Below are 24,045 nucleotides of genomic sequence, written 5' to 3'. Positions count from 1 at the left end.
GCATCCAGTCGATACCCCGATCACGCAGTCAAGCGCGAACGGCCGCCATGGGCCGGAGGCAGCCCGGCAGGTTCTCGTAGGCGGTGACAGTGATCCAGTCGGCGCTCGGCGTGGTCATGGTGTCCATCATGCCCGGCGCCGGTCCGGCATGAGGGCCGACGGCCCTATCAGAGCCACTCGTTGATGGCCGCGACCAGTACGGTCGCCTCATAGCGGACGGCGAGCTTGTCGTATCTCGTGGCGACCGCGCGGTGACGCTTGAGGCGATTGATCCCACACTCCACCGCGTGCCGCTCCTTGTAGTCGTCCTTGTCGAACTTCGGCGGCCGGCCACCGCGGGAGCCGCGCTTCTTGCGGTTGGCGATCTGGTCGCGCTTCTCCGGGATCGTGCAGCAGATCTTGCGTTTGCGCAGGTAGGCGCGATTCGCGCGGGAGCCGTACGCCTTGTCGGCGCGGACCTTGTCCGGCCGGGTGCGCGGCCGTCCCGGGCCGAGCCGGGGCACCCGGATGCGGCCCAGGACGACCTGGAACTGCGGGGAATCTCCGCGCTGCCCAGCCGTGATCACCAGCGACATCGGTTTCTGGGCCTGCTCAACCGCGAGGTGGACCTTGGTGGTCAGTCCACCTCGCGAGCGTCCGAGCCCGTGGTCTTCGGGCTCAGCGAAGACGCCGCCGGGCGGCTCAGCCTGCAGATCCCCCTTTTGCGGGCACCGGCCGCATGCTGGTGCGCGCGGGCGATCGTGGAGTCCACCGAGATGTCCCAGGTGATCAGGCCCTTCGCGTCGGCCTGGGCCTGGAGCTGCTCGAAGATGCAGTGCCAGGTGCCGTCGCGCTGCCAGCGGCGGAACAGACCGTAGACCGTCTCCCATGGCCCGTATCGCTCGGGAAGATCTCGCCACGGTATCCCGGTCCGGGTCCGGAACCGTATGCCGTTGATCAGCTGCCGCTTGCTGTGCACCGGCGGCCGTCCGGGCTTGATGCCCTTCGGCAGCAGCGGATCCAGCACCGTCCACTGAGCGTCAGTCAGATCTCCCCGAGCCACGAGGCAAGATCATCGCACGGCCTTGATCCACTTCTGAAACAGGCCCGATGGTGTCCTGGCTGAAGTGCTCGGCTGACCGGATGTCGCACTCCGCGAACGTGGGGAAGATGTACGTCGCCAGCTCCTTCCGGATCGAGTTGCGGTAGTGCTCCTCAATGCCGGTCCGGTTCTTGACGCTCAGCAGTGCGTACTCGCGGAATCGGTACTTCGTCGCGCTGTCACCGCTACTCACCGTGGTGATGTAGCCCTGCCCCTTGATCCAGCCCGTCGGCCACTGCTGGCTGGCGTCGTCAACAGCTCCTTGGAAGACCTCCGCAGACGGCTCGTCATCAAATCGCTCCGTCTGCCAGTCCCCGTCTCGGGCGCCACCCAGGCGCCACTTCACCTGGTAGCTGGTGACCTCACCGGCCTGATTCTTCCGCTTCGCGATGTACGCCATATCGGGACCGTAGGACAGCGGTGCGCCCACGGTGCGCCCAACACACGGAAGAGGGACATAGGGAATCAGCCGTACTTGCAGGTCAGACCGCATGAGCGCGGTGGTGCCCGGAACCGGACTCGAACCGGTACGCCCCCGAGGGGCAGCGAGGTTTAAGCTCGCCGTGTCTGCATTCCACCATCCGGGCGTGGCGCGCGGCTCCGCGTTGGCACATGACCCTATCCGGGGGGCTCCCCCGATCGGCCGAACACTGGCTCGATGTTGTCTTATTTTATTGACCGTTTGAGGGTGCGTCAGCACACCTGAGAGGCATAGGCACACGCCTGGCGGGGTTGTGGGCGTGGCGACCGGCAATCCGAATTGACGTGAATTCGCCGCACCCACACAGCCGATTCGCCAGGGGCGCGCCACGGATCGCCAGGGGCGCGCCACCCCTACCGGGTGACCGTGTCGTTCACACAGCGCAGGACCGGGTGCCTGCCCAGGGCCTCCGGGTCCTTCAGGACCGCACCTGTGATCATGAACACGGTGCTCTCACCCGGCAGCAGGGCCACGGGCATGCCACCCTCCTCGTGGCCCCGTCGATCCGGTTCTCCATGTCCGCGCGCTTGCCGACGGGCAGGTCCTTGGCCCACCGGAAGCGGACCTGGCCCACCTTGGGAATGCTGGCCTGCCCCCAGCGGCCGCGTACGCGGGTGATGTTCAGGTCCCGGCCTTGCGGGAAGTCCACGGACATCACCGTGCGCAGGCGGGCCATGAAGTTCGGGGCGCATGAGTTCGAGGACGTGGTGGCCCGGCCGGTCCCGCGCGGGTCGACGGCCGCGCCGCGGCAGGACGGCCCACCGGCGGCGTCACCCGTCTCAGGGGCGGTCGCCCGACCGCGCCCCTCAGGGCCGGTGTCATACCGCCTCTCAGGGGCGGTGTCATACCGCAGGAGGACGCGAGGGCCCGCCGGTGCGACTCAAGGCGGCCCCAGGAACGGGCACCGGGACTGACGATCCGCGGCGAAGCGGCGGAGACGATGGAGCAGTGCCATCGAGAAGGGCGCCGCCCCGGCGGCGCCTTCCCTCCGGCCCCGGGCCGAAGGCCCTTCCGTCCCGTACGAACCTGACCCTGGAGTCTCCCGTGACCACCATGACCACCGCTCACCGCGCCACCGCGGTGGCTGCCCGCGCCACGGAACTGTCGAAGGTCTACGGAGAGGGCGAGACCAAGGTGACCGCGCTGGACCGGGTCACCGTGGACTTCCCGCAGGGCGAGTTCACCGCGATCATGGGCCCGTCGGGTTCCGGCAAGTCCACGCTGATGCACTGCGTGGCCGGTCTCGACAGCTTCAGCAGCGGATCGGTGCGGATCGGCGAGACGGAGCTGGGGTCCCTCAAGGACAAGCAGCTCACCCAGTTGCGACGGGACAAGATCGGTTTCATCTTCCAGGCGTTCAACCTGCTGCCGACGCTGACGGCGCTGGAGAACATCACGCTGCCGATGGACATCGCCGGCCGCAAGCCCGACCAGGACTGGCTGCACAAGGTCATCGACATGGTGGGCCTCTCCGACCGGCTGAAGCACCGGCCCACCGAGCTCTCCGGCGGCCAGCAGCAGCGCGTCGCGGTGGCCCGCGCCCTGGCCTCGCAGCCGGAGATCATCTTCGGTGACGAGCCGACCGGGAACCTGGACTCGCGTTCCGGCGCCGAGGTCCTCGGCTTCCTGCGCAACTCGGTGCGCGAGCTGGGCCAGACCGTGGTGATGGTGACCCACGACCCGGCGGCCGCCTCCTATGCGGACCGGGTGATCTTCCTCGCGGACGGGGCGATCGTGGACCAGATGATGCACCCCACCGCGGACGGGGTGCTGGACCGGATGAAGGCGTTCGACGCCAAGGGCCGCACCAGCTGAGCCCCGGGCCCTCACCCGGGCCCCGACGTCGCACCGCCTCGTGCCGCGCGACGCCTGACCCATGCCCCTTTCCGGAACCCCTCCCCTCCCAGGACTGACAGCCATGTTCCGTACCGCCCTGCGCAATGTGCTCTCGCACAAGGCCAGGCTGCTGATGACCGTCCTCGCCGTGATGCTCGGCGTGGCCTTCGTCTCCGGCACTCTGGTCTTCACCGACACCCTCGGAAACGCCTTCCGCAACCAGTCGGCGAAGAACTACGACGACGTCGCCGTCGCGGTCACCACCTACGCCGACCAGCGCGACGCGGAGACGCGCGGCGTCGACACCGCCACCCTGAAGAAGATCCGGGGCCTGGACGGGGTGGAGAGCGCCACCGGCCGGGTCTCCGGCTTCGCCGGGGTCGCCGACCCGGACGGCAAGCTGATCGGCAACGGCTGGTCCAACACCGGCGCCAACTTCTCGCCCGGCAAGGGCGGCAAGGACGCGCAGTACACCTTCAGCGACGGCACCGGACCGACCGCGGCCGGCCGGATCGCCCTGGACGAGGACACCGCGAAGAAGGGCGAGTACAAGGTCGGCGACAAGGTACGGGTCGCCACGAACGGGCCGGTGAAGGAGTACACCCTGTCCGGGGTCTTCACCACCGAGGACGGCGCGGTCAACGCCGGCGGCAGCCTGGTGCTCTTCGACACCGAGGTCGCCCAGAAGCTGTTCCTCAGGCCGGGCGAGTTCCAGGACGTCTCCGTCACCGCCGCGGCCGGCGCCTCCGACGAGCAGCTGCTGGCAGCGGTGAAGCCGCTTCTGCCCAAGGACGCACAGGCCAAGACCGGCAAGGTGCGCGCCGATGAGCAGGCCAAGCAGATCGAGTCCGGCCTGAGCAGCCTCAACAAGGTGCTGCTCGCCTTCGCGGGCATCGCCCTCTTCGTCGGCATCTTCCTGATCGCCAACACCTTCACCATGCTGGTCGCCCAGCGCACCAAGGAGCTGGCGCTGCTGCGTGCCGTCGGCGCCTCGCGCCGCCAGGTCAAGCGTTCGGTGCTGCTCGAAGCCGCCGTGGTCGGTGCGATCGCGTCCGTCATCGGCTTCGTGCTGGGCCTCGGTCTCGCCATCGGGCTGCGCTCCGCGATGAGCCTGATCGGCGGCAAGATCCCGGCCGGTCCGCTGGTGGTCTCCCCGACCACCGTCGCCGCCGCCTTCGGCGTCGGCGTCCTGATCACCGTGCTGGCCGCCTGGCTGCCCGCCCGCCGGGCCGCGAAGATCCCGCCGGTCGCGGCGATGAACAGCATGTACTCGGCGGCCACCGTGAAGTCCCTGGTACTGCGCAACTCGATCGGCGCGGTCATCACCCTGCTCGGCGCGGCGGCGATCGTGGCCGGTGCGTCGCAGTCCGGAAACAGTGCCCAGGCCGCTATCGCGGCCGGTGCCTTCCTGGCGCTGATCGGCGTCATCATCCTCATCCCGCTGCTGTCCCGCCCGGTGATCGCCCTGGTCCGCCCGCTGCTGCAGCGGCTGTTCGGGGTCTCCGGCAAGCTCGCCGCACAGAACGCGGTCCGCAACCCGCGGCGCACCGGTGCCACCGCCTCCGCGCTGGCGATCGGTCTCACCCTCGTCACCGGCATCTCGGTCCTCGGCGTCACGCTCGGCCAGGCGGTCGACCGGATGACGACGGACAACGTCAAGGCCGACTACATGGTCTCGATGGCGAGCGGGGACTCGCTCGACGAGTCGGCGCTCACCGCCCTGGAGCAGGCCGACGGCGTCACCGCCCTCTCGCCCACGCAGTCCGTCTGGCTGACGGTCGGCAAGGCCAACCTCTCGGCGTCCGGCGTCACCCCCGGCGCTGTGCAGAAGGTCCTCAACGTCGACACCCTCTCGGGCTCGATGGACTCCCTGGGCAGCGGCGGGATCGCCGTCTCGGAGAAGACCGCGAAGGCGAACGGATGGAAGACCGGGGACAGCGTCCCGGTCACGTACGAGGACAACAAGAAGGAGAACCTGAAGGTCGGCGCGCTCTACAAGGACAACGACTTCCTGTCGCAGGTCCTGATCCCCCGCGAGAAGGTGGCCCCGCACGAGGGCCGTGCGGACATCCGCGAGATCTGGGTGAAGACGGACGGCGGCGCGAGCGCGGCCAACGAGCAGGCCGTGGTGGACGCGCTGGGTGACAACCCGGGCATGAGCGTCATGGACCGCCAGGACATCCGGGACATGTTCGGCGGCACCATCAACCTGATGATGAACATCATGTACGGGCTCCTCGCGATGGCCCTGATCATCGCGGTGCTCGGGGTCGTCAACACCCTGGCCATGTCGGTCTTCGAACGGCAGCAGGAGATCGGCATGCTGCGGGCGATCGGCCTGGACCGGCGCAAGGTCAAGCGCATGATCCGGCTGGAGGCCGTGGTCATCTCGCTGTTCGGCGCGCTGATCGGGATCGGGCTCGGCCTGTTTCTCGGCTGGGCGATCGGTCAGGCCGCGTCGTCCCAGATCCCGCAGTACGCCCTGGTCGTGCCGTGGGGCCGGATCGCGCTCTTCCTGCTGCTGGCCGGGCTGGTGGGGGTGCTGGCCGCGATGTGGCCGGCCCGCAACGCCGCCAAGCTCAACATGCTGACGGCCATCAAGACCGAGTAGCGCCACACGGCACACGGCAGAGGGCCGGCACCCGCCACCGTGGGTACCGGCCCTCTGTCGCGTCCCGTCCGGCTCAGCCGGTCGCGGACGCCTTCCAGTCGCGGGCGCGCAGCGGCATCCGGGCGGAACCGCCCTGGGCCGGCCGCACCGCCAGGATCTGGTTGACGCCGATCTTGTTGTGCTCGAAGGAGAGCGCGGAGGCGGCCATGTAGAGCCGCCAGACCCTCGCCCGGCCGGGCGAGGTCATCTTCACCGCGAGGTTCCAGTCCTTCTCCAGGTTGGCGACCCAGCGGCGCAGGGTCAGTGCGTAGTGCTCGCGGAGCGACTCGACGTCGCGGGCCTCGAAGCCGGCCTCTTCGAGGGTCGCGACGGTCCGGCCCAGCGGGGCCAGCTCGCCGTCCGGGAAGACATAGGCGTCGATGAACTCGTCCACGTGGTACGCGGACTCGTCCTTCTCCGGGCGTCGGGCGATCTGGTGGTTGAGGAGGCGCCCGCCGGGCTTGAGGAGCGCGTAGACGTCGTCGGCGTACTCGCGGTAGCGGACCGAGCCGACGTGTTCCGCCATGCCGATGGAGGAGATGGCGTCGTACGGGCCGTCCCTGACGTCCCGGTAGTCCTGGACCCGGATCTCGATCCGGTCGGTCAGTCCCTCTTCGGCGATGCGCTTCCTGGCGAAGGCGGCCTGTTCGGTGGAGAGGGTCACGCCGGTGACCCGGGCGCCGTACTCGCGGGCCGCGTGAATGGCCATGGAGCCCCAGCCGCAGCCGACGTCCAGGAGGCGGTCTCCCTCCTTCAGGGCGAGCTTGCGGCAGACCAGGTCGAGCTTGTCGCGCTGGGCGTCCTCAAGGTTCCCGCCGTCCTCCCAGTAGGCGCAGGAGTAGACCATGGACGGGCCGAGGACCAGTTCGTAGAAGTCATTGCCCACGTCGTAGTGGTGGCTGATGGCCTCCTTGTCACGGCGCTTGGTGTGCAGGGCACCGGTGCGGCGGCGTACCTCCTCCGGTGGTGGAGGGGGCGGGGGCCAGGGGCCGGCCAGTTGCAGCAGCCCCTTGGCCGCTGCTCGCAGTTTCGGGTCGCGGACCGGGTGGACGCTGTCCTTCGCCTCCGCACCGCGGTCCCAGATCAGCCCGGCCACCAGGTCCAGGGCCTCGTACAGATCGCCTTCGATGTCGATTTCCCCGGCCACCCAGGCGCGGGCGAGGCCCAGTTCGCCCGGCTTCCACAGCAGCCGGCGCAGGGCGCGACGGTTCCTGATGACGAGGGCGGGGGCACCCGGCGGTCCGGATTCGCTGCCGTCCCAGGCCCGGATGCGGACCGGTAGGGGTTCTCCCAGCAACTCCTGGGCGAGAGCGGTCAGCCGCAACGCGGCGTCTGCCATGGCGCACACCTCCGTGATGGTGTTTCCCAACGTGCCCAGACATGCCCACACATGTCTCGGACCACGCCCCGGCACCCGTTGGCGCCGCGGCGAGGTACACCCCCCTTAACAGTTTCCGGCGGCCCGGCCATCCCGCTACTGCGCAACGGAACGGCAAAATACCTGTAGAGGCCATGCATCCGCCGGGCCACTGGCCCCGGCCCCCCTGTACGGTGCTCCGCCCCGACTCGCCCCGATACGCCGAAGGGGCCGCCCGCACCACGGATGGCGGACGGCCCCTTCGGGCGTTGTGCGACTGCTCTGCACGGATACGGGTATCCGCGGGCGGACCGGGAGGTGCTGGGCCTCCGGTCCGGGGTGCGCGCTAGGAGGCCTTGGCCTTCTCGCCCACCGGCTGGGCGGCGGCGGGGGCCGGGGCCGGCTTGGCGGCCTCGTAGAACTCCTCGCGCGGCGTCTCCATGGCGCCGAGCGAGACGACCTCGCGCTTGAGGAACATCGCGAGGGTCCAGTCGGCGAAGATCCGGATCTTGCGGTTCCAGGTCGGCATCGCCATGCCGTGGTAGCCACGGTGCATGTACCAGGCGAGGCGGCCCTTGAACTTGATCTTCATCTTGCCCACGACGATCATCGCGACGCCCTTGTGCAGGCCCAGACCGGCGACCGCACCCTTGTTGGCGTGGCTGTAGTCGGCCTGCGGGAAGCCGCGCATCCCGGAGATGACGTTGTCGCCGAGGACCTTGGCCTGACGCAGTGCGTGCTGGGCGTTCGGCGGGCACCAGGCGTTCGGGTTGCCGGCCTTGCGGCCGACCAGGTCCGGGACCTGGGCGTTGTCGCCCGCGGCCCAGATGTAGTCGGTGCCCTGCACCTGGAGCTTCTCGGAGGTGTCCACGTGACCGCGGGGGCCGAGCGGCAGGCCGAAGCGGGCCAGCGCCGGGTTCGGCTTCACGCCGGCCGTCCACACGATGGTGTTGGAGTCGACCTCCAGGCCGTTCTTCAGCACCACGTGACCGTCTACGCAGGAGTCCATGGAGGTCGAGAGGAAGACCTCGACACCGCGGGACTCCAGGTGCTCCCGGCCCCAGGTACCCAGCTTCGGGCCGACCTCGGGAAGGATCTTGTCAGCGGCGTCGACGAGGACGAAGCGCATGTCCTCGCGCTTCACGTTCGTGTAGTACTTCGCCGCGTCGCGGGCCATGTCCTCGACCTCGCCGATGGTCTCCGCACCGGCGAACCCGCCGCCCACGAAGACGAAGGTGAGCGCCCTGCGGCGGACATCCTCATCGGTCGTCGAGTCAGCCTTGTCCAGCTGCTCGAGAACGTGGTTGCGCAGGCCGATGGCCTCCTCGATGCCCTTCATGCCGATGCCCTGTTCGGCAAGGCCGGGGATCGGGAAGGTACGCGAGACGGCGCCCATCGCGATGACCAGGTAGTCGAAGGGCAGCTCGTAGGCCTCGCCGACGAGCGGCGCGACCGTGGCGACCTTGCGGTCCTGGTCAATGGTGGTGACGCGGCCGGTGAGGACCTCGGCCTTCGGCAGCACGCGTCGCAGCGGGACGACGACATGCCGAGGCGAGATGCTGCCGGCAGCAGCTTCGGGGAGGAAGGGCTGGTAGGTCATGTACGACCGGGGGTCGACGACCGTGACGGTCGCCTCTCCGTAGCGCATCTTCTTCAGAATGCGCCGAGCTGCGTACAGGCCTACGTACCCACCGCCTACTACGAGGATCCTGGGACGCTCCGTGGTGCTCATGCCATCGAGTATCCACCCCCCTCGGGGGGAGGGCTCGTGAGCCCCTTCACAAGGTATCCCCCACCCTCTGCTACACTTCGCCGCCCACGTGACCCAGGTCATGGCCCCGGAAGGGAACCACGACGCTGCGGCGAACGTTGTTCACCGCTTGTGAGCTGGCCCTTGAGCCGCCGAGCGAGGTGGACCACCCCCTCGGTTCACACTCCCGCAACACCCCCGGAACCGCCCCGTTCGCGTCGCGAGTGACCCCGCACACCCTCCCGGAAGCCCGTCCGGAGCAGAAGTACGCCCCCAGGGGTCCAATTCCTTGTGAAGAAGTTCACGAACTTCGTCGCGACGGGTCTCGGAAGGGGTCCCCCGGGCAGCCCTCAGCGACTCAAAGGTGCAGGCAGGAATGCGTATGAGCAACGTTCCGGCGCCTCCCCGCACCCGGCCCCCCGGAGCCCCGCGCGGGGGCCTCAGGGGGGCGCTGTGCGGCGTCGGCCCCGAGGGGCGCGCTACGCGATGGACCAGCCGATCCCGTCAAGGATGTCGTGCTCGCTGACGACCACCTCATGGGCCCCGGTCCGCTCCATGACGGCCAGCAGGATCAGCGCCCCGGAGGCGATCACATCGACCCGTCCCGGATGCATCGCGCCGATCGCGGCGCGCTCGGCGTGGGTCGAGGCGAGCAGCCGGTCGGTGATCTCCCGGACCTGCTCCAGGGAGACCCGGGAGTGGTGGATCGCCGCGGAGTCGTACGCGTCCAGGCCCAGCGCGATCGCGGCCACGGTGGTGACGGTGCCGGCGAGCCCCACGAGCGTGCCCGCCCCGGTGAGCGGGACGCTCTGCCCGGCCAGGTCCAGGGCGGTGGCGACTTCCGCGCGGATCGCGTCGGCCGCGTCCGGCGTGGGCGGGTCGACGACCGCGCCGTCCCGCGCGAGATGGCGCTCGGTCATCCGGACGCAGCCGATGTCCACGGACCGGGCGGCCCGCACCCGGTCGTCGCCGAGGACGAACTCGGTGGAGCCGCCGCCGATGTCCACGACGAGAAACGGCTTGGCGAGGTCGTCGCGGCCGGTGAGCTCCTTGGTGGCCCCGTCGAAGGAGAACTCGGCCTCCTGGTCGCCGCTGATCACCTCGGGCTCGACGCCCAGGATGTCCAGCACCCCGCGGACGAACTCGTCCCTGTTCTCCGCGTCCCGGGAGGCGGAGGTGGCGACGAAGCGCACCTTCTGCGCGCCGTGCTCCTTGATCACCGCCGCGTACCGCCGGCAGGCGGCGAACGTCCGCTCCAGAGCCTCGGGGGCGAGCCGTCCGGTCCGGTCGACGCCCTGCCCGAGCCGGACGATCTCCATCCGCCGGTCGAGCTCGGTGAGCTCCCCCGTGCCGGGGTCGGCGTCCGCCACCAGCAGGCGGATCGAGTTGGTACCGCAGTCGATGGCGGCCACGCGCGTCATGAAGTACTCCTCATTCAAGCCCCTTCGATTGCGGAGCGGGGGTCCGGGGGGCGGAGCCCCCGTGCGGACGGTCAGTCCTCGTCCGGCGCGCCGTCGGCCGCGTCGGCCGTCCCGCCGTCCTTCTCCTCCGGCGCGCCGCACGGCGACACGCACGGACCCTTGCGCCACCACTGCGGCAGCATCGCGATCGCCTCGTCCCCCAGCGGGTTCACCCCCGGCCCCGCGGCCAGCGAGTGCCCCACGAGCACGTGCAGGCACTTCACCCGGTCCGGCATGCCCCCCGCACTCGGGAAGCCCTCCAGCACCTCGATGGAGTCACGCCGCGCGATGTAGTCCTCGTGCGCGGCCCGGTACGCGGCGGCCAGCTCGGGGTCCGTACCGAGGCGCTCGGTCATCTCCCGCATGACCCCGTTCGCCTCCAGCGTGCCGATCGCGGACGCCGCACGCGGGCACGTCAGGTAGTACGTCGTCGGGAACGGCGTGCCGTCCTCCAGCCGCGGCTGGGTCTCGACCACGTCCGGGTTTCCGCACGGACAGCGGTGCGCGATGGCGCGCAGCCCGCGCGGCGGGCGCCCCAGCTGCTGCTGGAACGCGGCGATGTCCGCGTCGGTGGGCGCGGTGGGCTCGGTCTGGGGAGGGGGCGTTTCCATGCCTGCCTAGGTTCTGATCGGGCTGCTTGAACTGCGGTTCCGCAGATGAACGAGGGAACGCGGGTCAGCCGCGGTCGGCGCTGTCGACGCCGTCCCACAGATTGGAGTGCCACGGCCGGCCGGACTCGTCCGGCTTTCCGTTGCGCTCCTTGACCGCGTCGGGGTCGACCACCGTGTAGCTGGTCTCTCCCGGAAGAAGGTAGTGCAGGTGCTCGCGGGCCAGCCGCTTGATGTACGCGTCGTCCTGGAGGCGCGACTTCTCGTCGCGCAGTTCCTCGGTGCGTGCCTCGGCCTCCTGCGCGAGCCGCTCCTGGTCGGCGATCTCGTCGCGCTGCGACACGTACTGCCGCATCGGGTACGCGAGTGCGACGACCAGGGAGCAGACGATCAGGGCCAGGACGGCCGCCCGGCCGGTGAGGCGGGAGCGGTGCGCCTGACGGCGGTTCTGGGACCGGTAGACGCGGGCTGCGGTCTGCTCACCGAGCAGCCTCAGCCGGGTCGCGGTGGAGAACCGGTCCCGGTCCTTCGCGGCCATGTCTCCGCCTCCCCATTACGCACGTCCGTCCCCGCACACGGTACGGGACCGAGTGCGGGGACGGACGGAGGCCGGGGCGCTGGACCCGGCCGGGCTTGTCAGCCCTAGGGCCTCTCGTTTGGATCATGCCGGGCTCGCGGGGTCCGGCCTGATCCAAACGAAAGACCCTAGCTGTGCTCGTCAGCCTTCGGAGCGAAACCGCGGGAACGCCGAGCGGCCCGCGTACACCGCGGCGTCGTCGAGGATCTCCTCGATGCGCAGCAGCTGGTTGTACTTGGCGACGCGGTCCGAGCGGGCCGGGGCGCCGGTCTTGATCTGGCCGCAGTTCACGGCGACCGCGAGGTCGGCGATGGTGACGTCCTCGGTCTCGCCGGAGCGGTGGGACATCATGCACTTGAAGCCGTTGCGCTGGGCCAGCTCGACGGCGTCCAGGGTCTCGGTCAGCGAACCGATCTGGTTGACCTTGACGAGCAGGGCGTTGGCGGAGCCCTCCTCGATGCCGCGGGCCAGGCGCTCCGGGTTGGTGACGAAGAGGTCGTCGCCGACGATCTGCACCTTGGCGCCGATCTTGTCGGTGATGACCTTCCAGCCGGCCCAGTCGTCCTCGTACAGCGGGTCCTCGATGGAGACCAGCGGGTACGCGGAGACGAGCTCCTCGTAGTACTCGGTCATCTCGGCGGCCGAGCGGGACTTGCCCTCGAACTCGTACTTGCCGTCCTTGTAGAACTCGGACGCGGCGACGTCGAGCGCGAGCGCGATGTCCTTGCCCGGGGCGTAGCCGGCTTCCTTGATGGCCTCGACGATGAGGTCGAGGGCCGCGCGGTTGGACTCCAGGTTCGGCGCGAAGCCGCCCTCGTCACCGAGGCCGGTGGACAGGCCCTTGGTCTTCAGGACCTTCTTCAGCGTGTGGTAGACCTCGGCGCCCCAGCGCAGGGCCTCGGAGAAGGACTCCGCGCCGATCGGGGCGATCATGAACTCCTGGATGTCCACGTTGGAGTCGGCGTGCGACCCACCGTTGAGGATGTTCATCATCGGGACGGGCAGCAGGTGCGCGTTCGGGCCACCGAGGTAGCGGAACAGCGGCAGGTCCGAGGCCTCGGACGCGGCGTGGGCGACGGCGAGCGAGACGCCGAGGATGGCGTTGGCGCCGAGCGAGCCCTTGTTCTCCGTGGCGTCCAGGTCGAACATGGCCTGGTCGATCAGCCGCTGCTCGGTCGCGTCATAGCCGACGAGCTCCGGGCCGATCTGCTCGATCACGGCGAGGACCGCCTTCTCGACGCCCTTCCCGTGGTAGCGGTTGGGGTCACCGTCGCGAAGCTCAATGGCCTCGAACGCACCGGTGGAGGCTCCGGACGGAACAGCAGCACGACCCGTGCTGCCGTCGTCGAGGCCAACCTCGACCTCGACCGTGGGGTTGCCCCGGGAGTCGAGGATTTCCCGGGCTACGACGACGTCGATGGACGGCACGAGGCATCTCCTTCTGGGATATGACGCTGGTTGTGCAGGGTCACTTTGGCCTTGCGACAAGAGCCTAACCGGCCCGGCCGTCTCAGTCGGCCGACCGCCCGTCCCCTGGGACGAAAAAGGACCCAAGAGCTGTCATAGCGGGGCGAACGGCCAGAAATTTACTGACCAGTAACTACAACAGTTGAACAATCAACGCGGAATCCGGTGAGCCGCGAAGCGATGGCCCGGCGACCGGCGAACCCCGGCCCGGCACGCATGGGGGGAAGATGCGGGCCGGGCCGGGGTGCTCAGCGAGGAGGGTGCTGAATCACTTCACCAGGTGGAGCTGCTGACCCGGGAAGATCATGTCGGCGTCCTTGACGATGTCCTTGTTCAGCTCGAACAGCTGCTCCCAGCCGCCCTTGACGTGGTGGTCGGCCGCGATCTTGCTCAGCGAGTCGCCGGTGACGACCTTGTACTCGCCATCACCCTTCTTGACCTTCTCGCCGGTCGGGGTGGTGACGGTCTTCTTCTGCTCCGCCTTGGGGGCGGTCGAGCGGTCAGAGCGGTTGGTGGCCGGGGCCTCGGTGCGCTCGGACTTCTTCGGCTCGGCCTGCTGGGCCGGAGCCGACTCCTGCTTGGGAGCGGTCTCGGTCTTGGGGGCGGTGGAGCCGGTGCCGACACCCGGGTCGACACCGTCGTTGCTCAGGTTGCCGGCACCGGCGCAGGACCAGGCGCCCGGTCCCTGCATGTCGAGGAGCTTCTCGGCCACGGTGATCTGCTGGGACTTGCTGGCCAGGTCGGCGCGGGCCGCGTACTGCGTACCGCCGGCGGCGGCCCAGCTGGACTGCGAGAACTGCAGACCGCCGTAGTAGCCGTTGCCGGTGTTGATGGACCAGTTGCCGCCGGACTCGCACTGGGCGACCGCGTCCCACGTGGAGACGGAGGCCGCGGAGGCGCCGGTCGCACCCATCAGGGGCACGGCGATGGCGGCACCGGTCACACCGGCGAGCGTGGCGATACGGACGGCCTTGGACGGGCGGCGGTGCTTGTTGCCCTTGCTGTTCAGCAGCATCGAGACTTCTCCTCACCGACGCCTGCGAGGTGAGCTGTCGGGTTCGGGCCAAGTGAGTTGCCCGGTCGCACGTCCTAGCGCACGACTTAACCCCAAGCCGGTCCTGATGCGTCTTGCGACGATCGGGCCCGGCACTTACCTGGGTCCCCCGCTCCTGCCTACGGCGCTTTACGCGTCTGTTCCCTTCGACCGACGGCAGGATTCGGCGTGACGATCGACGGGGCCCGCGGTGCGAGCGGTTCCGACCGTAAACACACGCAACCCCCATCTCCAAAGAAGGACATACCGGATAAACAGCCCTTACTTGCATCTGAAGAAGGCCTGTTTGCGCAGGTCGGAACGGATGCGGGGGGAGCTCCCGAACAAGACGCACCAGTTCACGCAAAGAGACCCATGTCTCACTTAGTCAAAAATGGGACATAGACCGCCTAAGTACCCCAGATTTGGGGCGCATTCAGCTGATGATCAGACTGCTTCCGCGGTCGTTCTCATCCGGCCTTCACGCCGAGATCGAGACTCTGGCCAGGGAGGATGAGGTCCGGGTCGGAGCCGACCGCCGCCTTGTTGGCCTCGTACAGCCCGGTCCAGCCGCCGGGCAGCTTCTGTGCGTCAGCAATCGCCCAGAGGTTGTCGCCCGGCCGGACGGTGTACGTACCGTCAGCGGCGGGTGCGCCCTTGCCGCGTGCGTCACCTTCGCCGCGCGAGGCGTGCCGTCCCGAGTCCCGGTCGCTGCCGGGCTTCTCCGGGGCCGGCGCACCGCGGTGCCTGCCGCCCGTGTCCCCGGCCCGGGAGGACCTGCCCGGGGCGTCGGAGGTGTCACTCGCGCCGGAGGAGCCGGATGCCGAGGGCGTGGCGGACGGGGAGTCCGAGGCGTCCGGCGTACGGTCCTTGTCGGCGGTGTCGGCGGTGTCGGCGGTGGCGTCGTCCGACGGGGTCTTCTTGGCGCCCTTGGACGCGCCGTCCGACGGGTCGGCGCTCGCGGACGGGTCCGCGCTCTCGGACGGGTGGGCGGACGGGGTGCTGCCCGGGTCGACGCCCGGCAGGGAACCGTCCACGGCGAGGCCGGAGATGACGGCGCAGCTGGGCCACGCCTTCGGCCCCTGGTCGTCCAGGACCTTCTCCGCCACGGCGATCTGCTGCGAGCGGCTGGCCAGGTCCGCACGCGGGGCGTACGAATCGCCGCCGTAGGACTTCCACACCTCCTGCGAGAACTGCAGGCCGCCGTAGAAGCCGTTGCTGAGGTCGGCACTCCACATGCCGCCGCTCTCGCACTCGGCGACCCGGTCCCAGGTCGAGGCGTCGGCTGCGTGCGCGCCGGCCGCGCCGAGCAGCGGGATGGCGATGGCCGAGCCGGTCACGCCTGCGGCGACGACGATCGCGGGTGCCTGCCGAGGGCGACGGTGCCTGCCGTTCGCGGAGCCCATGGGAATGCCTTCCGTGTGACGGACGAGTGACGGATGAGTCGAACGGTGAACCTAGCGGGACTCGAACGTGTGTCACAAGTCGATGCAGCAGAGATCACGTGAAAGTCACAGAGTTGACAGAGCGTCACCTTCGCCGGGGACGGTCTCGGGGGTGAACTCCACCGGAAGCGTGCGCAGTCCGCGCATGATGAGCCCGCCACGCCAGCGCAAATCGGCAGGTTCCACCGCAAGTCGCAGGTCCGGGAGGCGTTTCAGCAGCGTGGCGAGCGCGGCCTGTCCCTCCAGCCGGGCGAGCGGTGCTCCCAGGCAGTAATGGATGCCGTGACCGTAACCGAGGTGCTGATTGTCACGCCGCGAGAGGTCCAGCGTGTCCGGAGCGGCGAAGCGTTCGGGGTCCCGGTCGGCGGCCGCCAGCACCACCAGCACGGGGTCCCCCTCGGCGACCGGCTGCCCGCCGATCGTCAGCGCCTCGGTGGCGAACCGCCAGGTCGCCAGCTCCACCGGACCGTCGTAACGCAGCAGTTCCTCGACCCCGGTGGCCAGCAGCTCCGTCTCCCCCGCCGCCAGGGACCGCTGGAGCCGCTCGCGCTGCTCCGGGTGGCCCAGCAGGGTGTGGACGCCGTTGCCGATGAGGTTGACGGTCGTCTCGAACCCGGCGAAGAGCAGGATGAAGGCCATCGCGGCGGCCTCGTTCTCGGTCAGGTGCTCGCCGTCGTCACTCGCCCGGATCAGTCCCGAGATCAGGTCGTCCCCGGGGTTCTCGCGCTTGCGGTGGATGAGTTCGAGCAGATAGCCGCGCATCTTCTTCACCGAACGGGCCACCCCGCCGCGGGGGCCGCCGCCGTGGCGGATCATCATGCCCGCCCAGTCCCGGAAGTCGTCCTGGTCCTCGCGCGGGACGCCGAGCAGGTCGCAGATCGCGTAGATGGGGAGCGGGAAGGCGAACTCATGGATGAGGTCCGCCTCCCCCTTCTGCGCGAAGGAGTCGATGAGGCGGTCCGTCAGCTCCTGCACGCGCGGCGCGAACTCCGCGATGCGCCGGGGCGTGAACGCCTTCGACACCAGACGCCGCAGCCGGGTGTGATCGGGCGGGTCGATGTTCAGCAGATGCGTCATCAGCTCCGCCTTGCGCTCGCCCGGAATGCCGGTGCGGCCCTTGGCGTGCGCCGGCTCGGCGTGGTGCGCCGGGTTCTTGGAGAGCCGGGCGTCGGCGAGGGCCTGCTTGGCATCCGCGTACCGGGTGACGAGCCAGGCCTCGACCCCGCTGGGCAGGGTCGTGCGGTGCACGGGGCTGTGCTCGCGCAGCCAGGCGTACGCGGGGTACGGGTCGGTGGCGAACTCCCAGGTGAAGAGTTCGGGGGCGGGCGGCACGGCGTCGGCCGCGCCGGCCGCGTGGGCGGGGCAGCCGGCGGGTGCGGGCGCCGGGGTGGCTCCCGCAGCGTGCGCGGGCGCATCGGCGGGAGTGTCGGCAGGGGTGTCGGCGGGGCTGTCGTTCACCCCCCGACGTTAGCCGCTGCCCCTGGCCGGGCTGGGCGGTCCCTCCCCGATCAAGCCGGACCGGCCGCGTCGGCGGGATGGCCCGCTGTCCCGCCGGTCCTCCCGCTGGTACAAAGCGGTGGCTGCGGGCTCCGGTCCGGAGTGGCTGCATGGCCCGCCGGGCGTCTGGCCCTTGGCTGGTGATCGCGCGCCGGCCGGGCCGAGGGACATCCCCCGCGGCCCGATCGATGCCTCGTCCGGGTCCTGAGTCAGGTACCCCTGGGCGTCGTCGGCAATCCGTGGTCGCGTGCGGATCAGGACGGCTGCGAGGTGGAGTGCGCCTTCGTGGGCGCGGTGATCCAGAACGAGACCGCGCGGCCGTGCCCCGCGCCGGGCTATCCGTTGCCCTCCGCCGCCCTGATGGCGTCCCGGTAGGCGCGGCCCGCGGCCCGCAGGGCGGCCTCCGGGTCGGTGCCGTCCTCCTGGGCGCGCACCGCCAGCGCCAGGAGCCGGTAGCCGATGCCGTCGCCCTCGGGGAGCGCCACGTCGAGTCCGGCGGTACGGACCCGGCCGGCCAGCTTCGCGGCGAGTGCCAGGGCGGGCTGGCCGAGCGGCACCCCGTCGGTGACCGACTCGCGCTGCTTCTCGATCGCCTTGGTCCGCAGCCAGTGCGCGTGGACGTCCTCCGGGGTCTCGGCGGTCTCGTCACCGAAGACGTGCGGATGGCGGTGGATCAGCTTCTCGACGAGCGTGGCGGCGACATCGTCCACCGAGAACGGCTCGTCCTCGTCCTCCTCGGCGATGCGCGCGTGGAAGACGACCTGGAGCAGTACGTCGCCGAGCTCCTCGCGCAGCTCCTCGCGGTTGCCGTCCTCGATCGCCTCGACGAGTTCGTACGCCTCCTCGATGGCGTACTTGGCGAGGCCCACGTGGGTCTTCTGCGAGGTCCAGGGGCACTCGATCCGGATCCGGTCCATGACCTGGACCAGATCCAGCAGCCGGGCGCCCGGCAGATCGTAGGAACCGGGCAGCAGCTCCAGGTTCGGCATCTGCACCCGCCCCGAACCCGCCAGCCTCGCCAGTCCGTCGGTCAGCGGCTGGTTCCCCTCGCCACCGCTGAGCACCACCAGGGTCCGGCCCCCGGCGCAGGCGCCGACGAGTTCCCGCGCGTCCGGAACGGCCGGCTCGACGGTGATGCCCGCCTCGCGCAGATACGGCAGCTGGGGCTGGTCCGGCTCGGCGCACAGCACCCGGTCGGCGGCGTGCAGCGTCTGCCAGGCGGGCCAGGACAGCAGTCCGGGCGCGACCCGGTGGCTGGCGGTGAGCAGGACGATGCGGCCGGGGTCTTCAGCGTTCACGCTGCGAATCTACCCGGCCGCCCGGCCGCTGCTACGCCCCGGCCTCCGCCGCCGCCTGGGCGGGCTTGGTGACCTGGTTGATCCAGGGGGCCTTGTAGTCCGCGAGCTGGATCTGCTGGTTGTTCCAGGTGCCGTAGCGCGGATTGACGTCGACCTTCAGCGCCTTGGACGCCTTCGTCAGCGCGTCGCCGAGGATCTTCGTACCGGCCGGGGTCGACGGGTCGGCGCCGAGTGCCTGGGCGAGCTTGGTCAGCTGGATCTGCTCGCGCAGGAAGGGGTCGATCTGGCCGGGGGAGATCCAGCGCTCCTGGAGCACCGCGGCCCGCAGCCCTTCCTCGCCCTTGTACTGGGCGACGGCCGACTGGCGCATCTGCTGGATCTCGGCACGGCTGACGGTGACCCCGTTGTCCGCCGAGGCCCGGTCCAGGACCCGGTCAAGGATGATCCCGTGCAGCTTGGCGCGGACGAGCTGGCCGGACTGGTCGGTCGCCTGGTCCGCCTGCTTGGAGGCGTCCTGCGCGTCGCGCACGTCCGCCGCCTGGGCCTGCACGGTGGACACCGCGATCCGGTCCCCGCCCACGACGGCTGCCGCGCCGGGGCGGGCCTGGCTGCCGCAGGCGGAGAGGAGCGGCGCTGCGACGAGCAGTGCGGCGGAGACGGTGAGCGCGGTGCGACGGCGGCGGTGCAAAGGAGCCTCCCGAGGAGATTGTGCGGCGGTGCACAAAGCCTTGCGGTGATCGATGTTAGGCAGTGGAACCGGTCCGGGCCACCGATTCGACCAACGATTCGGAAGGAGTTGGGGATGTGGGCTCCCCGGAGCCCCGCTCAGCGCACCGGCAGGGACGTCTTCTGCGGTACGTCCGGCCGCAGCATGATCGTGCGCGAGACCACGAAGGTGATCGGGATCGCCGCCGCGGCCGCGACCAGCGGGGCGTACCGGCTGCTGAACCCGGCCAGATCGACCAGCAGGTAGACACCGCCGGTGGTGATGACGAAGTTGGCGGCGTTGGTGAGCGGGAAGAGCAGGAACTTCCGCCAGGTGGGCCGGGTCCGGTAGGTGAACCAGGAGTTGAGGAAGAACGACCCGGTCATGCTGAGCGCGAAGGCGGCCACGTGCGCGGCTATGTAGGGCAGCCGGGTCAGCAGGGCGAGGTAGCAGCCGTAGTACGTGCCGGTGTTCACGACGCCCACGAGGGCAAAGCGTGCCAGCTGTGCCTTGACCGTCATCGGCGTACGAACTCCAGGGGTTCCGGCTCCGGGGCCGGCCTGCGGACCCGGGTGTTGGTGTCCTGCACCAGGTAGTGCGGGCGGCGCTTCACCTCGTAGTAGATACGGCCGACGTACTCCCCGACCACCCCGACCATCACCATCTGGACCCCGGCGAGGGCGGTGACCGCGACGAGGAGGGTGACGTATCCGGGGGTGTCGACGCCCTTCACCAGGGCGACGCCGACGATCCAGCCGGAGTAGACGAGGGCGAGGGACATCAGCAGCAGGCCGAGGTAGAGCGCGGCGCGCAACGGCTTGTTGTTGAACGAGAGCAGCCCGTCGAGCCCGTAGTTCAGCAGTTTCCCGAAGGTCCAGGCGGAGCGGCCCTCTTCGCGGACGGCGTTCTCGTAGCTGAACGTCGTGGTGGGGAATCCGACCCAGGCGAAGAGGCCCTTGGAGAACCGGTTGTATTCGGTGAGTTCGAGCACGGCGTCGGCGGCCCGGCGCGACAGCAGCCGGAAGTCCCCTACCCCGTCGACGAGTTCCACGTCCACCAGCCGGTTGATCAGCCAGTAGTAGGCGCGTGCGGTGAGCGTCCGGGTGACGCGGTCGCCCTTGCGGGTGCGCCGGGCGATCACCTGGTCGTAGCCGTGCGCGTGCTCCTCCAGCATCCGGCCGACGAGCTCCGGCGGATGCTGGAGGTCGGCGTCCATGATGACGACGGCGTCGCCCTCGGCGTGCTGGAGGCCGGCCAGCATGGCGGCCTCCTTGCCGAAGTTGCGGCTGAAGGAGACGTAGCGGGCCCGTGGATCGGCGGCGGCCAGCTGCCGCAGAATCGGCAGGGTCCGGTCCGTGCTCCCGTCGTCGACGTACACGAGTTGGAACGCGTGACCCAGCCGGGTCATCTCATCCGTCACGCGTTCATGGAAGCGTTCGAGTATCTCTTGCTCGTTGAAACCAGGCACCACCAGCGAGATCAGCACGAATGTACATCAGCCGGTCAAAGTGTCGGGAGCGGATGCCGGGTGTGACCGAGGGGCGGCCATTGGGTGAACTGGCCCGTGCCGCCCGCCGGTCCGCGGCGTCCGCTCCCTGATCCGGCCTGATCCGCACGCGAGACCTTAGAGCCGCTTCGCGCTGCGCAGCGTCGCCGCGTAGTAGCCGTTTCCGTCGAGGCGTGAGGTGCCGCCCTTGTCGCCGATGGTCGGGCCGTTCACTTCCTCCCGGCTGGAGACGAAGATCAGGTGGCCGTCCGAGTCATGGCCCATGTACATGCCGATGTGGTCCAGCCGCTGCCCGGTGCGCTGGTCGAGCTTGAAGAAGACCAGGTCGCCCGGTTGCAGCACATCGATCGAGGTGGGCCGGTCCGCGGCCGATATGCCCTTGAGCGGGATCACATCGGCGCCGAGCTTGGAGCGGGCGATGCCGTTGGCGGTGCGGGGCAGTCCGTCGCCCTGGCCGTCGAGGGGGGCGAGCGGGTAGCGGGCGCGGTAGCCGAGGATCGTCCGCATGAAGCCCGAGCAGTCCATGGACCGGTAGCGCTGCTTCTCGGGCTGACGGGTGACACCGTTGCGGAAGGTGTAGGGGATGCCCAGGTAGTCGAAGAAGTCCGACTGCTCCAGGCGCAGGTCGTTGCCCTCGCTGCCGTTCGGGTTGATGGGCCCGAACTGGGCGTCCCCGGCGTAGGAGACCCCCTCGTCGTCCTTCTTGACCGGCGCCCCTTCGACGTACTGGAAGGCGAAGGCGAACAGATCGTCCTCCTCGCTGCCGTAGAAGGTCTTGAACCAGTCCTTGAACCACTGCTGCTTCTCGGCGCCCTTCTTCCACTTCTCCGGCATCAGTCGCACCCAGTTCTCGGTGACCACACGGGACTTGGTGTTGGTGGGTTCGGCGAAGGTACGGGAGGGGCCGGTGAGCGTGGCGGTGCGGGCGTGGTCGGTGAACGTGGCGAGGACCTTGCCGCCGGCGTCGCGCAGGACCGTACGGGCGGGTGCGTTCAGCCGTTCCCAGGTCTCTTTCCCGGACTTCAGCGCGGCGCCGGCCGGCTTGTCCGTGATGGCCTGGACGGCGGGCGCCTTGGCCTGTTCGTCCTTGCGGAGTTCCACCGTGAAGTACGCGCTGCCGGCGAGCAGCGCGACCACCGTGACGGCGTGCAGGATCTGGCGGGGGCGCTTGGACTGCTTGGTACGGGGAGCGGTCATGAGATCACCTCAGGCAGACGGAAGGGCGCCGAGCAGGATGCCGGCGGTCAGGACGACGTAGGCGAGCAGCGAGACCGAGCCGGTGGCCAGCAGCGTCGCGCCCTTCGGCTGGCGGACCAGCTGGTAGGCGATGAGACCCGGGACGATGAAGCCGAGGGTCTGGTTGGCGTACATCAGCGGGAACTCCACCTGGAGCACGATCATCACCGTCGCCTGGAGGATGACCCCGGTCAGCACCACCGCGGAGAACAGCCGCTTCCCGTAGAGGATGACGACCTTCTGGAGCAGCAGCACGGAGACGTACGTGAGGACGGTGACGCCGACCACCATGGCCGCGCGCTGGAGATCCTCGACGAGGGTCAGCGCCAGCCAGCCGGGGGTGATCATGCCGCCGGGTGAGAGGTTGGTCGTCAGATAGCAGACCAGGGAGAACATCAGGCCGAGCGCGATGCCGATGGCGGCGATCTCGGGCGTCAGGACGGTGGGAATCAACGGGGGTCTCCTGCGCTGTTCTGCCGGCTCTGCTGGTAAGGGTCCTGCGGGGGCTGCTGCCCGTCCGGTTCCGGCTGCCCGTGCCGGTACGGCTGTACGGGCTGCTGGTGCTCCGACTGCTGGTGCTGGTGGTGCTGCTGGTGCTGGGGGTCCGGGTGCAGCGCGGGCTCGAACATGCCGCGCGGCCGGGACTGCGCCGGCGTCGGCGTCGGCATCGGCGCCTGGACCGTGGGGTGCGGCTGGTAGCGGGTCTCGTACGCCTCCGGGTAGGGCGCGTACGGGTCCAGATGCGGCCGGTACTGCTGGAGCGGCATCGTCTCGTCGTGGCGGATGTCCTGCGGAGCGTGCGGTTCCGGCTGCTCGTCCGGGGTCTCCTCGGGCTGCTCGTCCGGGGCGTCGTCGGGCTGCTCGTCCGGGGTCTCGTCGGGCGGGAGTTCGCTGAGGTGCTCCAGCAGCAGTTCGCCCTGGCCGTGGATGTTGCCAATGGCGATCAGTGACGAGTCGGGCCCGAGGCCGCCGAGCAGCTCCCGCATGAACTCCTCCGGATCGCGCCGGTCACCGCCCAGGTCCACCGCGCGGCCGCGCCACTCGGCGGGGATCGCGTCGATGGCGCTCTTGGCCGGGTGGCCGATGACGAAGACCTTGTCGGGCTGGAGATCGGGGATGATCTCGCCCATCTGGCCGTTTCGTTCGACCCGGTCGGGGCGGCAGTTGATGACGACGTTCAGCGGACGATGGACGGCGCCCAGATCCAGCAGCTGGTTGACGTTCATCAGCGTGGACTCGGGGTCGTTGGCCGCGAAGACGTTGGCGAACCGCAGCTTCTTGCCGTCCGGTGTCAGATACCGCTCGACGGAGAGGACTCCCGGGTCCGGCGGGGCCTCGTACATCCCCTTCAGCGCGGTTTCCCGCTCCACGCCGAGCAGTTCGGCGACCTTCAGCGCGATGGCCACGTTCTCCTTGAAGGTGAACCAGCTGAAGCCGCGCAGCTCCGCGTCGCTCACGGTCTCGGGATCGGCGTAGATGAGCTCGCAGTCGCGGGCGTCGGCCTCCTCCTGGAGGATCGCGAACCGGTCGACCTCGGCGGTCACGCAGATGCCGCCCTCCGGCATGGAGCGGCAGAGCGAGCGCGCCACGTCGTCGAGGGTCGGTCCCATCTCGGCCAGGTGGTCCTCGCGCACGTTGCAGAGCACGCCGATCGTGGAGCGGATCAGCTTGGACTGGTTGATCTCCTGGAGCGCGGGCATCACCGCCATGCACTCGATGACCAGGGCCTGCGGGTCGTACGCCGCGGCGCGGCGCACGATGCCGATCTGCTCGACGACGTTGGCCAGGCCGAACTTGCGGTAGACGGGCTCCTCGGTGGCGTCCGGGTGGATGAACCGGGCCGCCGTACCGGTGGTCTTGGCGACGGTCACCAGATCGCCGCCCCGCAGGGCGCCCGCGCAGAGCCGGGTGATGGAGGACTTACCGCGGATGCCGTTCACCAGGACCCGGGCGGGTATGCGCTCCAGGTTGATGAAGTGGCGTCGCTGCTCGACGATGCCCGCTGTCAGCAGGATCGCACAGCACACCACCAGCACGGTGTAAAGGAACAGCACGG

21 protein-coding genes, 1 tRNA gene, 1 pseudogene and 1 riboswitch are annotated in these 24,045 nt (G+C 69.7%); of the genes and pseudogenes, 2 read left to right on the top strand and 21 right to left on the bottom strand.

Annotated features, from left to right (window positions below):
- Positions 1-167: 167 nt before the first annotated feature.
- The 5 genes and pseudogenes from OG322_RS22625 to OG322_RS22605 all read right to left on the bottom strand — a co-directional run.
- A protein-coding gene (locus tag OG322_RS22625) for an IS5 family transposase (RefSeq protein WP_329306761.1) occupies positions 168-1,042 on the bottom strand; the annotation gives its coding sequence in 2 pieces (ribosomal slippage) (positions 168-650 and positions 653-1,042; 873 coding nt in all).
- Positions 1,020-1,481, bottom strand: coding sequence for a hypothetical protein (locus OG322_RS22620; protein ID WP_329306848.1), 462 nt, complete (start codon positions 1,479-1,481; stop codon positions 1,020-1,022). The genes OG322_RS22625 and OG322_RS22620 overlap by 23 nt, the downstream gene beginning before the upstream one ends.
- Before the next feature lie 101 nt (positions 1,482-1,582).
- Positions 1,583-1,668, bottom strand: a tRNA-Leu gene (locus tag OG322_RS22615).
- A 247-nt stretch (positions 1,669-1,915) separates the two neighbouring features.
- Entirely contained in the window at positions 1,916-2,041 is a 126-nt protein-coding gene (locus OG322_RS22610; RefSeq protein ID WP_260146666.1) for a hypothetical protein, read from the bottom strand.
- Positions 2,042-2,055: 14 nt separating this feature from the next.
- A pseudogene (locus OG322_RS22605) lies at positions 2,056-2,247 on the bottom strand (RNA-guided endonuclease TnpB family protein); the annotation flags it as partial.
- Positions 2,248-2,606: 359 nt separating this feature from the next.
- Between OG322_RS22605 and OG322_RS22600 the strand changes: the two are divergent.
- Positions 2,607-3,377, top strand: a complete 771-nt coding sequence (locus OG322_RS22600; protein WP_123459750.1) for an ABC transporter ATP-binding protein — start codon at positions 2,607-2,609, stop codon at positions 3,375-3,377.
- A 103-nt stretch (positions 3,378-3,480) separates the two neighbouring features.
- Positions 3,481-6,009, top strand: a complete 2,529-nt coding sequence (locus OG322_RS22595) for an ABC transporter permease (protein WP_329306847.1) — start codon at positions 3,481-3,483, stop codon at positions 6,007-6,009.
- A 73-nt stretch (positions 6,010-6,082) separates the two neighbouring features.
- On the opposite strand, the gene OG322_RS22590 is transcribed toward OG322_RS22595, so the two are convergent.
- The 16 genes from OG322_RS22590 to pgsB form a co-directional block, all read right to left on the bottom strand.
- Positions 6,083-7,387, bottom strand: coding sequence for an SAM-dependent methyltransferase (locus OG322_RS22590; RefSeq protein ID WP_207318888.1), 1,305 nt, complete (start codon positions 7,385-7,387; stop codon positions 6,083-6,085).
- Positions 7,388-7,751: 364 nt separating this feature from the next.
- On the bottom strand, positions 7,752-9,137 hold the full coding sequence (locus tag OG322_RS22585; protein ID WP_123459753.1) for an NAD(P)/FAD-dependent oxidoreductase: 1,386 nt from the start codon (positions 9,135-9,137) through the stop codon (positions 7,752-7,754).
- 497 nt (positions 9,138-9,634) lie between these two features.
- Positions 9,635-10,576 (bottom strand): Ppx/GppA phosphatase family protein, encoded by a 942-nt coding sequence (locus OG322_RS22580; RefSeq protein ID WP_123459754.1) that lies wholly within the window; start codon positions 10,574-10,576, stop codon positions 9,635-9,637.
- A gap of 71 nt (positions 10,577-10,647) precedes the next feature.
- On the bottom strand, positions 10,648-11,226 hold the full coding sequence (locus tag OG322_RS22575; protein WP_123459755.1) for a DUF501 domain-containing protein: 579 nt from the start codon (positions 11,224-11,226) through the stop codon (positions 10,648-10,650).
- Positions 11,227-11,290: 64 nt separating this feature from the next.
- Positions 11,291-11,761, bottom strand: a complete 471-nt coding sequence (locus OG322_RS22570) for an FtsB family cell division protein (protein ID WP_123459756.1) — start codon at positions 11,759-11,761, stop codon at positions 11,291-11,293.
- A 180-nt stretch (positions 11,762-11,941) separates the two neighbouring features.
- Positions 11,942-13,228 (bottom strand): phosphopyruvate hydratase, encoded by a 1,287-nt coding sequence (eno, locus tag OG322_RS22565; RefSeq protein ID WP_123459757.1) that lies wholly within the window; start codon positions 13,226-13,228, stop codon positions 11,942-11,944.
- A gap of 307 nt (positions 13,229-13,535) precedes the next feature.
- Entirely contained in the window at positions 13,536-14,282 is a 747-nt protein-coding gene (locus OG322_RS22560; protein WP_123459758.1) for a LysM peptidoglycan-binding domain-containing protein, read from the bottom strand.
- A 4-nt stretch (positions 14,283-14,286) separates the two neighbouring features.
- Positions 14,287-14,458, bottom strand: a riboswitch (cyclic di-AMP (ydaO/yuaA leader).
- A 312-nt stretch (positions 14,459-14,770) separates the two neighbouring features.
- Positions 14,771-15,706 carry a transglycosylase family protein gene (locus tag OG322_RS22555; RefSeq protein ID WP_329306846.1) on the bottom strand — a complete coding sequence of 312 codons (936 nt, stop codon included), beginning with the start codon at positions 15,704-15,706 and terminating at the stop codon, positions 14,771-14,773.
- A 105-nt stretch (positions 15,707-15,811) separates the two neighbouring features.
- Entirely contained in the window at positions 15,812-17,203 is a 1,392-nt protein-coding gene (locus OG322_RS22550) for a cytochrome P450 family protein (protein WP_123459760.1), read from the bottom strand.
- Between the two features lie 374 nt (positions 17,204-17,577).
- A complete protein-coding gene (locus tag OG322_RS22545) occupies positions 17,578-18,540 on the bottom strand; it encodes a nucleoside triphosphate pyrophosphohydrolase (protein WP_329306845.1) in 963 nt (320 codons plus the stop codon).
- Between the two features lie 31 nt (positions 18,541-18,571).
- Positions 18,572-19,228, bottom strand: coding sequence for a SurA N-terminal domain-containing protein (locus OG322_RS22540; RefSeq protein ID WP_123459762.1), 657 nt, complete (start codon positions 19,226-19,228; stop codon positions 18,572-18,574).
- 137 nt (positions 19,229-19,365) lie between these two features.
- On the bottom strand, positions 19,366-19,767 hold the full coding sequence (locus tag OG322_RS22535; RefSeq protein WP_123459763.1) for a GtrA family protein: 402 nt from the start codon (positions 19,765-19,767) through the stop codon (positions 19,366-19,368).
- Positions 19,764-20,732, bottom strand: a complete 969-nt coding sequence (locus OG322_RS22530; RefSeq protein ID WP_329306844.1) for a glycosyltransferase family 2 protein — start codon at positions 20,730-20,732, stop codon at positions 19,764-19,766. The genes OG322_RS22535 and OG322_RS22530 overlap by 4 nt, the downstream gene beginning before the upstream one ends.
- A gap of 138 nt (positions 20,733-20,870) precedes the next feature.
- Positions 20,871-21,950 carry an NlpC/P60 family protein gene (locus tag OG322_RS22525; RefSeq protein ID WP_123459765.1) on the bottom strand — a complete coding sequence of 360 codons (1,080 nt, stop codon included), beginning with the start codon at positions 21,948-21,950 and terminating at the stop codon, positions 20,871-20,873.
- A gap of 9 nt (positions 21,951-21,959) precedes the next feature.
- Positions 21,960-22,442, bottom strand: a complete 483-nt coding sequence (locus tag OG322_RS22520; RefSeq protein ID WP_073738471.1) for a poly-gamma-glutamate biosynthesis protein PgsC/CapC — start codon at positions 22,440-22,442, stop codon at positions 21,960-21,962.
- The gene (gene pgsB / locus OG322_RS22515; protein WP_123459766.1) at positions 22,439-24,043 is read right to left on the bottom strand and encodes a poly-gamma-glutamate synthase PgsB; all 1,605 of its coding nucleotides are present in this window, start codon (positions 24,041-24,043) and stop codon (positions 22,439-22,441) included. Before pgsB ends, OG322_RS22520 begins: the two co-directional genes overlap by 4 nt.
- Positions 24,044-24,045 lie beyond the last annotated feature (2 nt).

Source organism: Streptomyces sp. NBC_01260 (assembly GCF_036226405.1).
Taxonomy (GTDB): Bacteria; Actinomycetota; Actinomycetes; order Streptomycetales; family Streptomycetaceae; genus Streptomyces; species Streptomyces laculatispora.
Note: the sequence above shows the minus strand (reverse complement) of the source record. Positions and strands in the feature narration are given on the sequence as shown.

Coding starts and splice junctions, on each gene's coding strand:
- OG322_RS22620 (WP_329306848.1), bottom strand. CDS start 1,481: ATGGCGTACATCGCGAAGCGGAAGAATCAGGCCGGTGAGGTCACCAGC.
- OG322_RS22610 (WP_260146666.1), bottom strand. CDS start 2,041: ATGCCCGTGGCCCTGCTGCCGGGTGAGAGCACCGTGTTCATGATCACA.
- OG322_RS22595 (WP_329306847.1), top strand. CDS start 3,481: ATGTTCCGTACCGCCCTGCGCAATGTGCTCTCGCACAAGGCCAGGCTG.
- OG322_RS22590 (WP_207318888.1), bottom strand. CDS start 7,387: ATGGCAGACGCCGCGTTGCGGCTGACCGCTCTCGCCCAGGAGTTGCTG.
- OG322_RS22585 (WP_123459753.1), bottom strand. CDS start 9,137: ATGAGCACCACGGAGCGTCCCAGGATCCTCGTAGTAGGCGGTGGGTAC.
- OG322_RS22580 (WP_123459754.1), bottom strand. CDS start 10,576: ATGACGCGCGTGGCCGCCATCGACTGCGGTACCAACTCGATCCGCCTG.
- OG322_RS22575 (WP_123459755.1), bottom strand. CDS start 11,226: ATGGAAACGCCCCCTCCCCAGACCGAGCCCACCGCGCCCACCGACGCG.
- OG322_RS22570 (WP_123459756.1), bottom strand. CDS start 11,761: ATGGCCGCGAAGGACCGGGACCGGTTCTCCACCGCGACCCGGCTGAGG.
- OG322_RS22560 (WP_123459758.1), bottom strand. CDS start 14,282: ATGCTGCTGAACAGCAAGGGCAACAAGCACCGCCGCCCGTCCAAGGCC.
- OG322_RS22555 (WP_329306846.1), bottom strand. CDS start 15,706: ATGGGCTCCGCGAACGGCAGGCACCGTCGCCCTCGGCAGGCACCCGCG.
- OG322_RS22535 (WP_123459763.1), bottom strand. CDS start 19,767: ATGACGGTCAAGGCACAGCTGGCACGCTTTGCCCTCGTGGGCGTCGTG.
- OG322_RS22525 (WP_123459765.1), bottom strand. CDS start 21,950: ATGACCGCTCCCCGTACCAAGCAGTCCAAGCGCCCCCGCCAGATCCTG.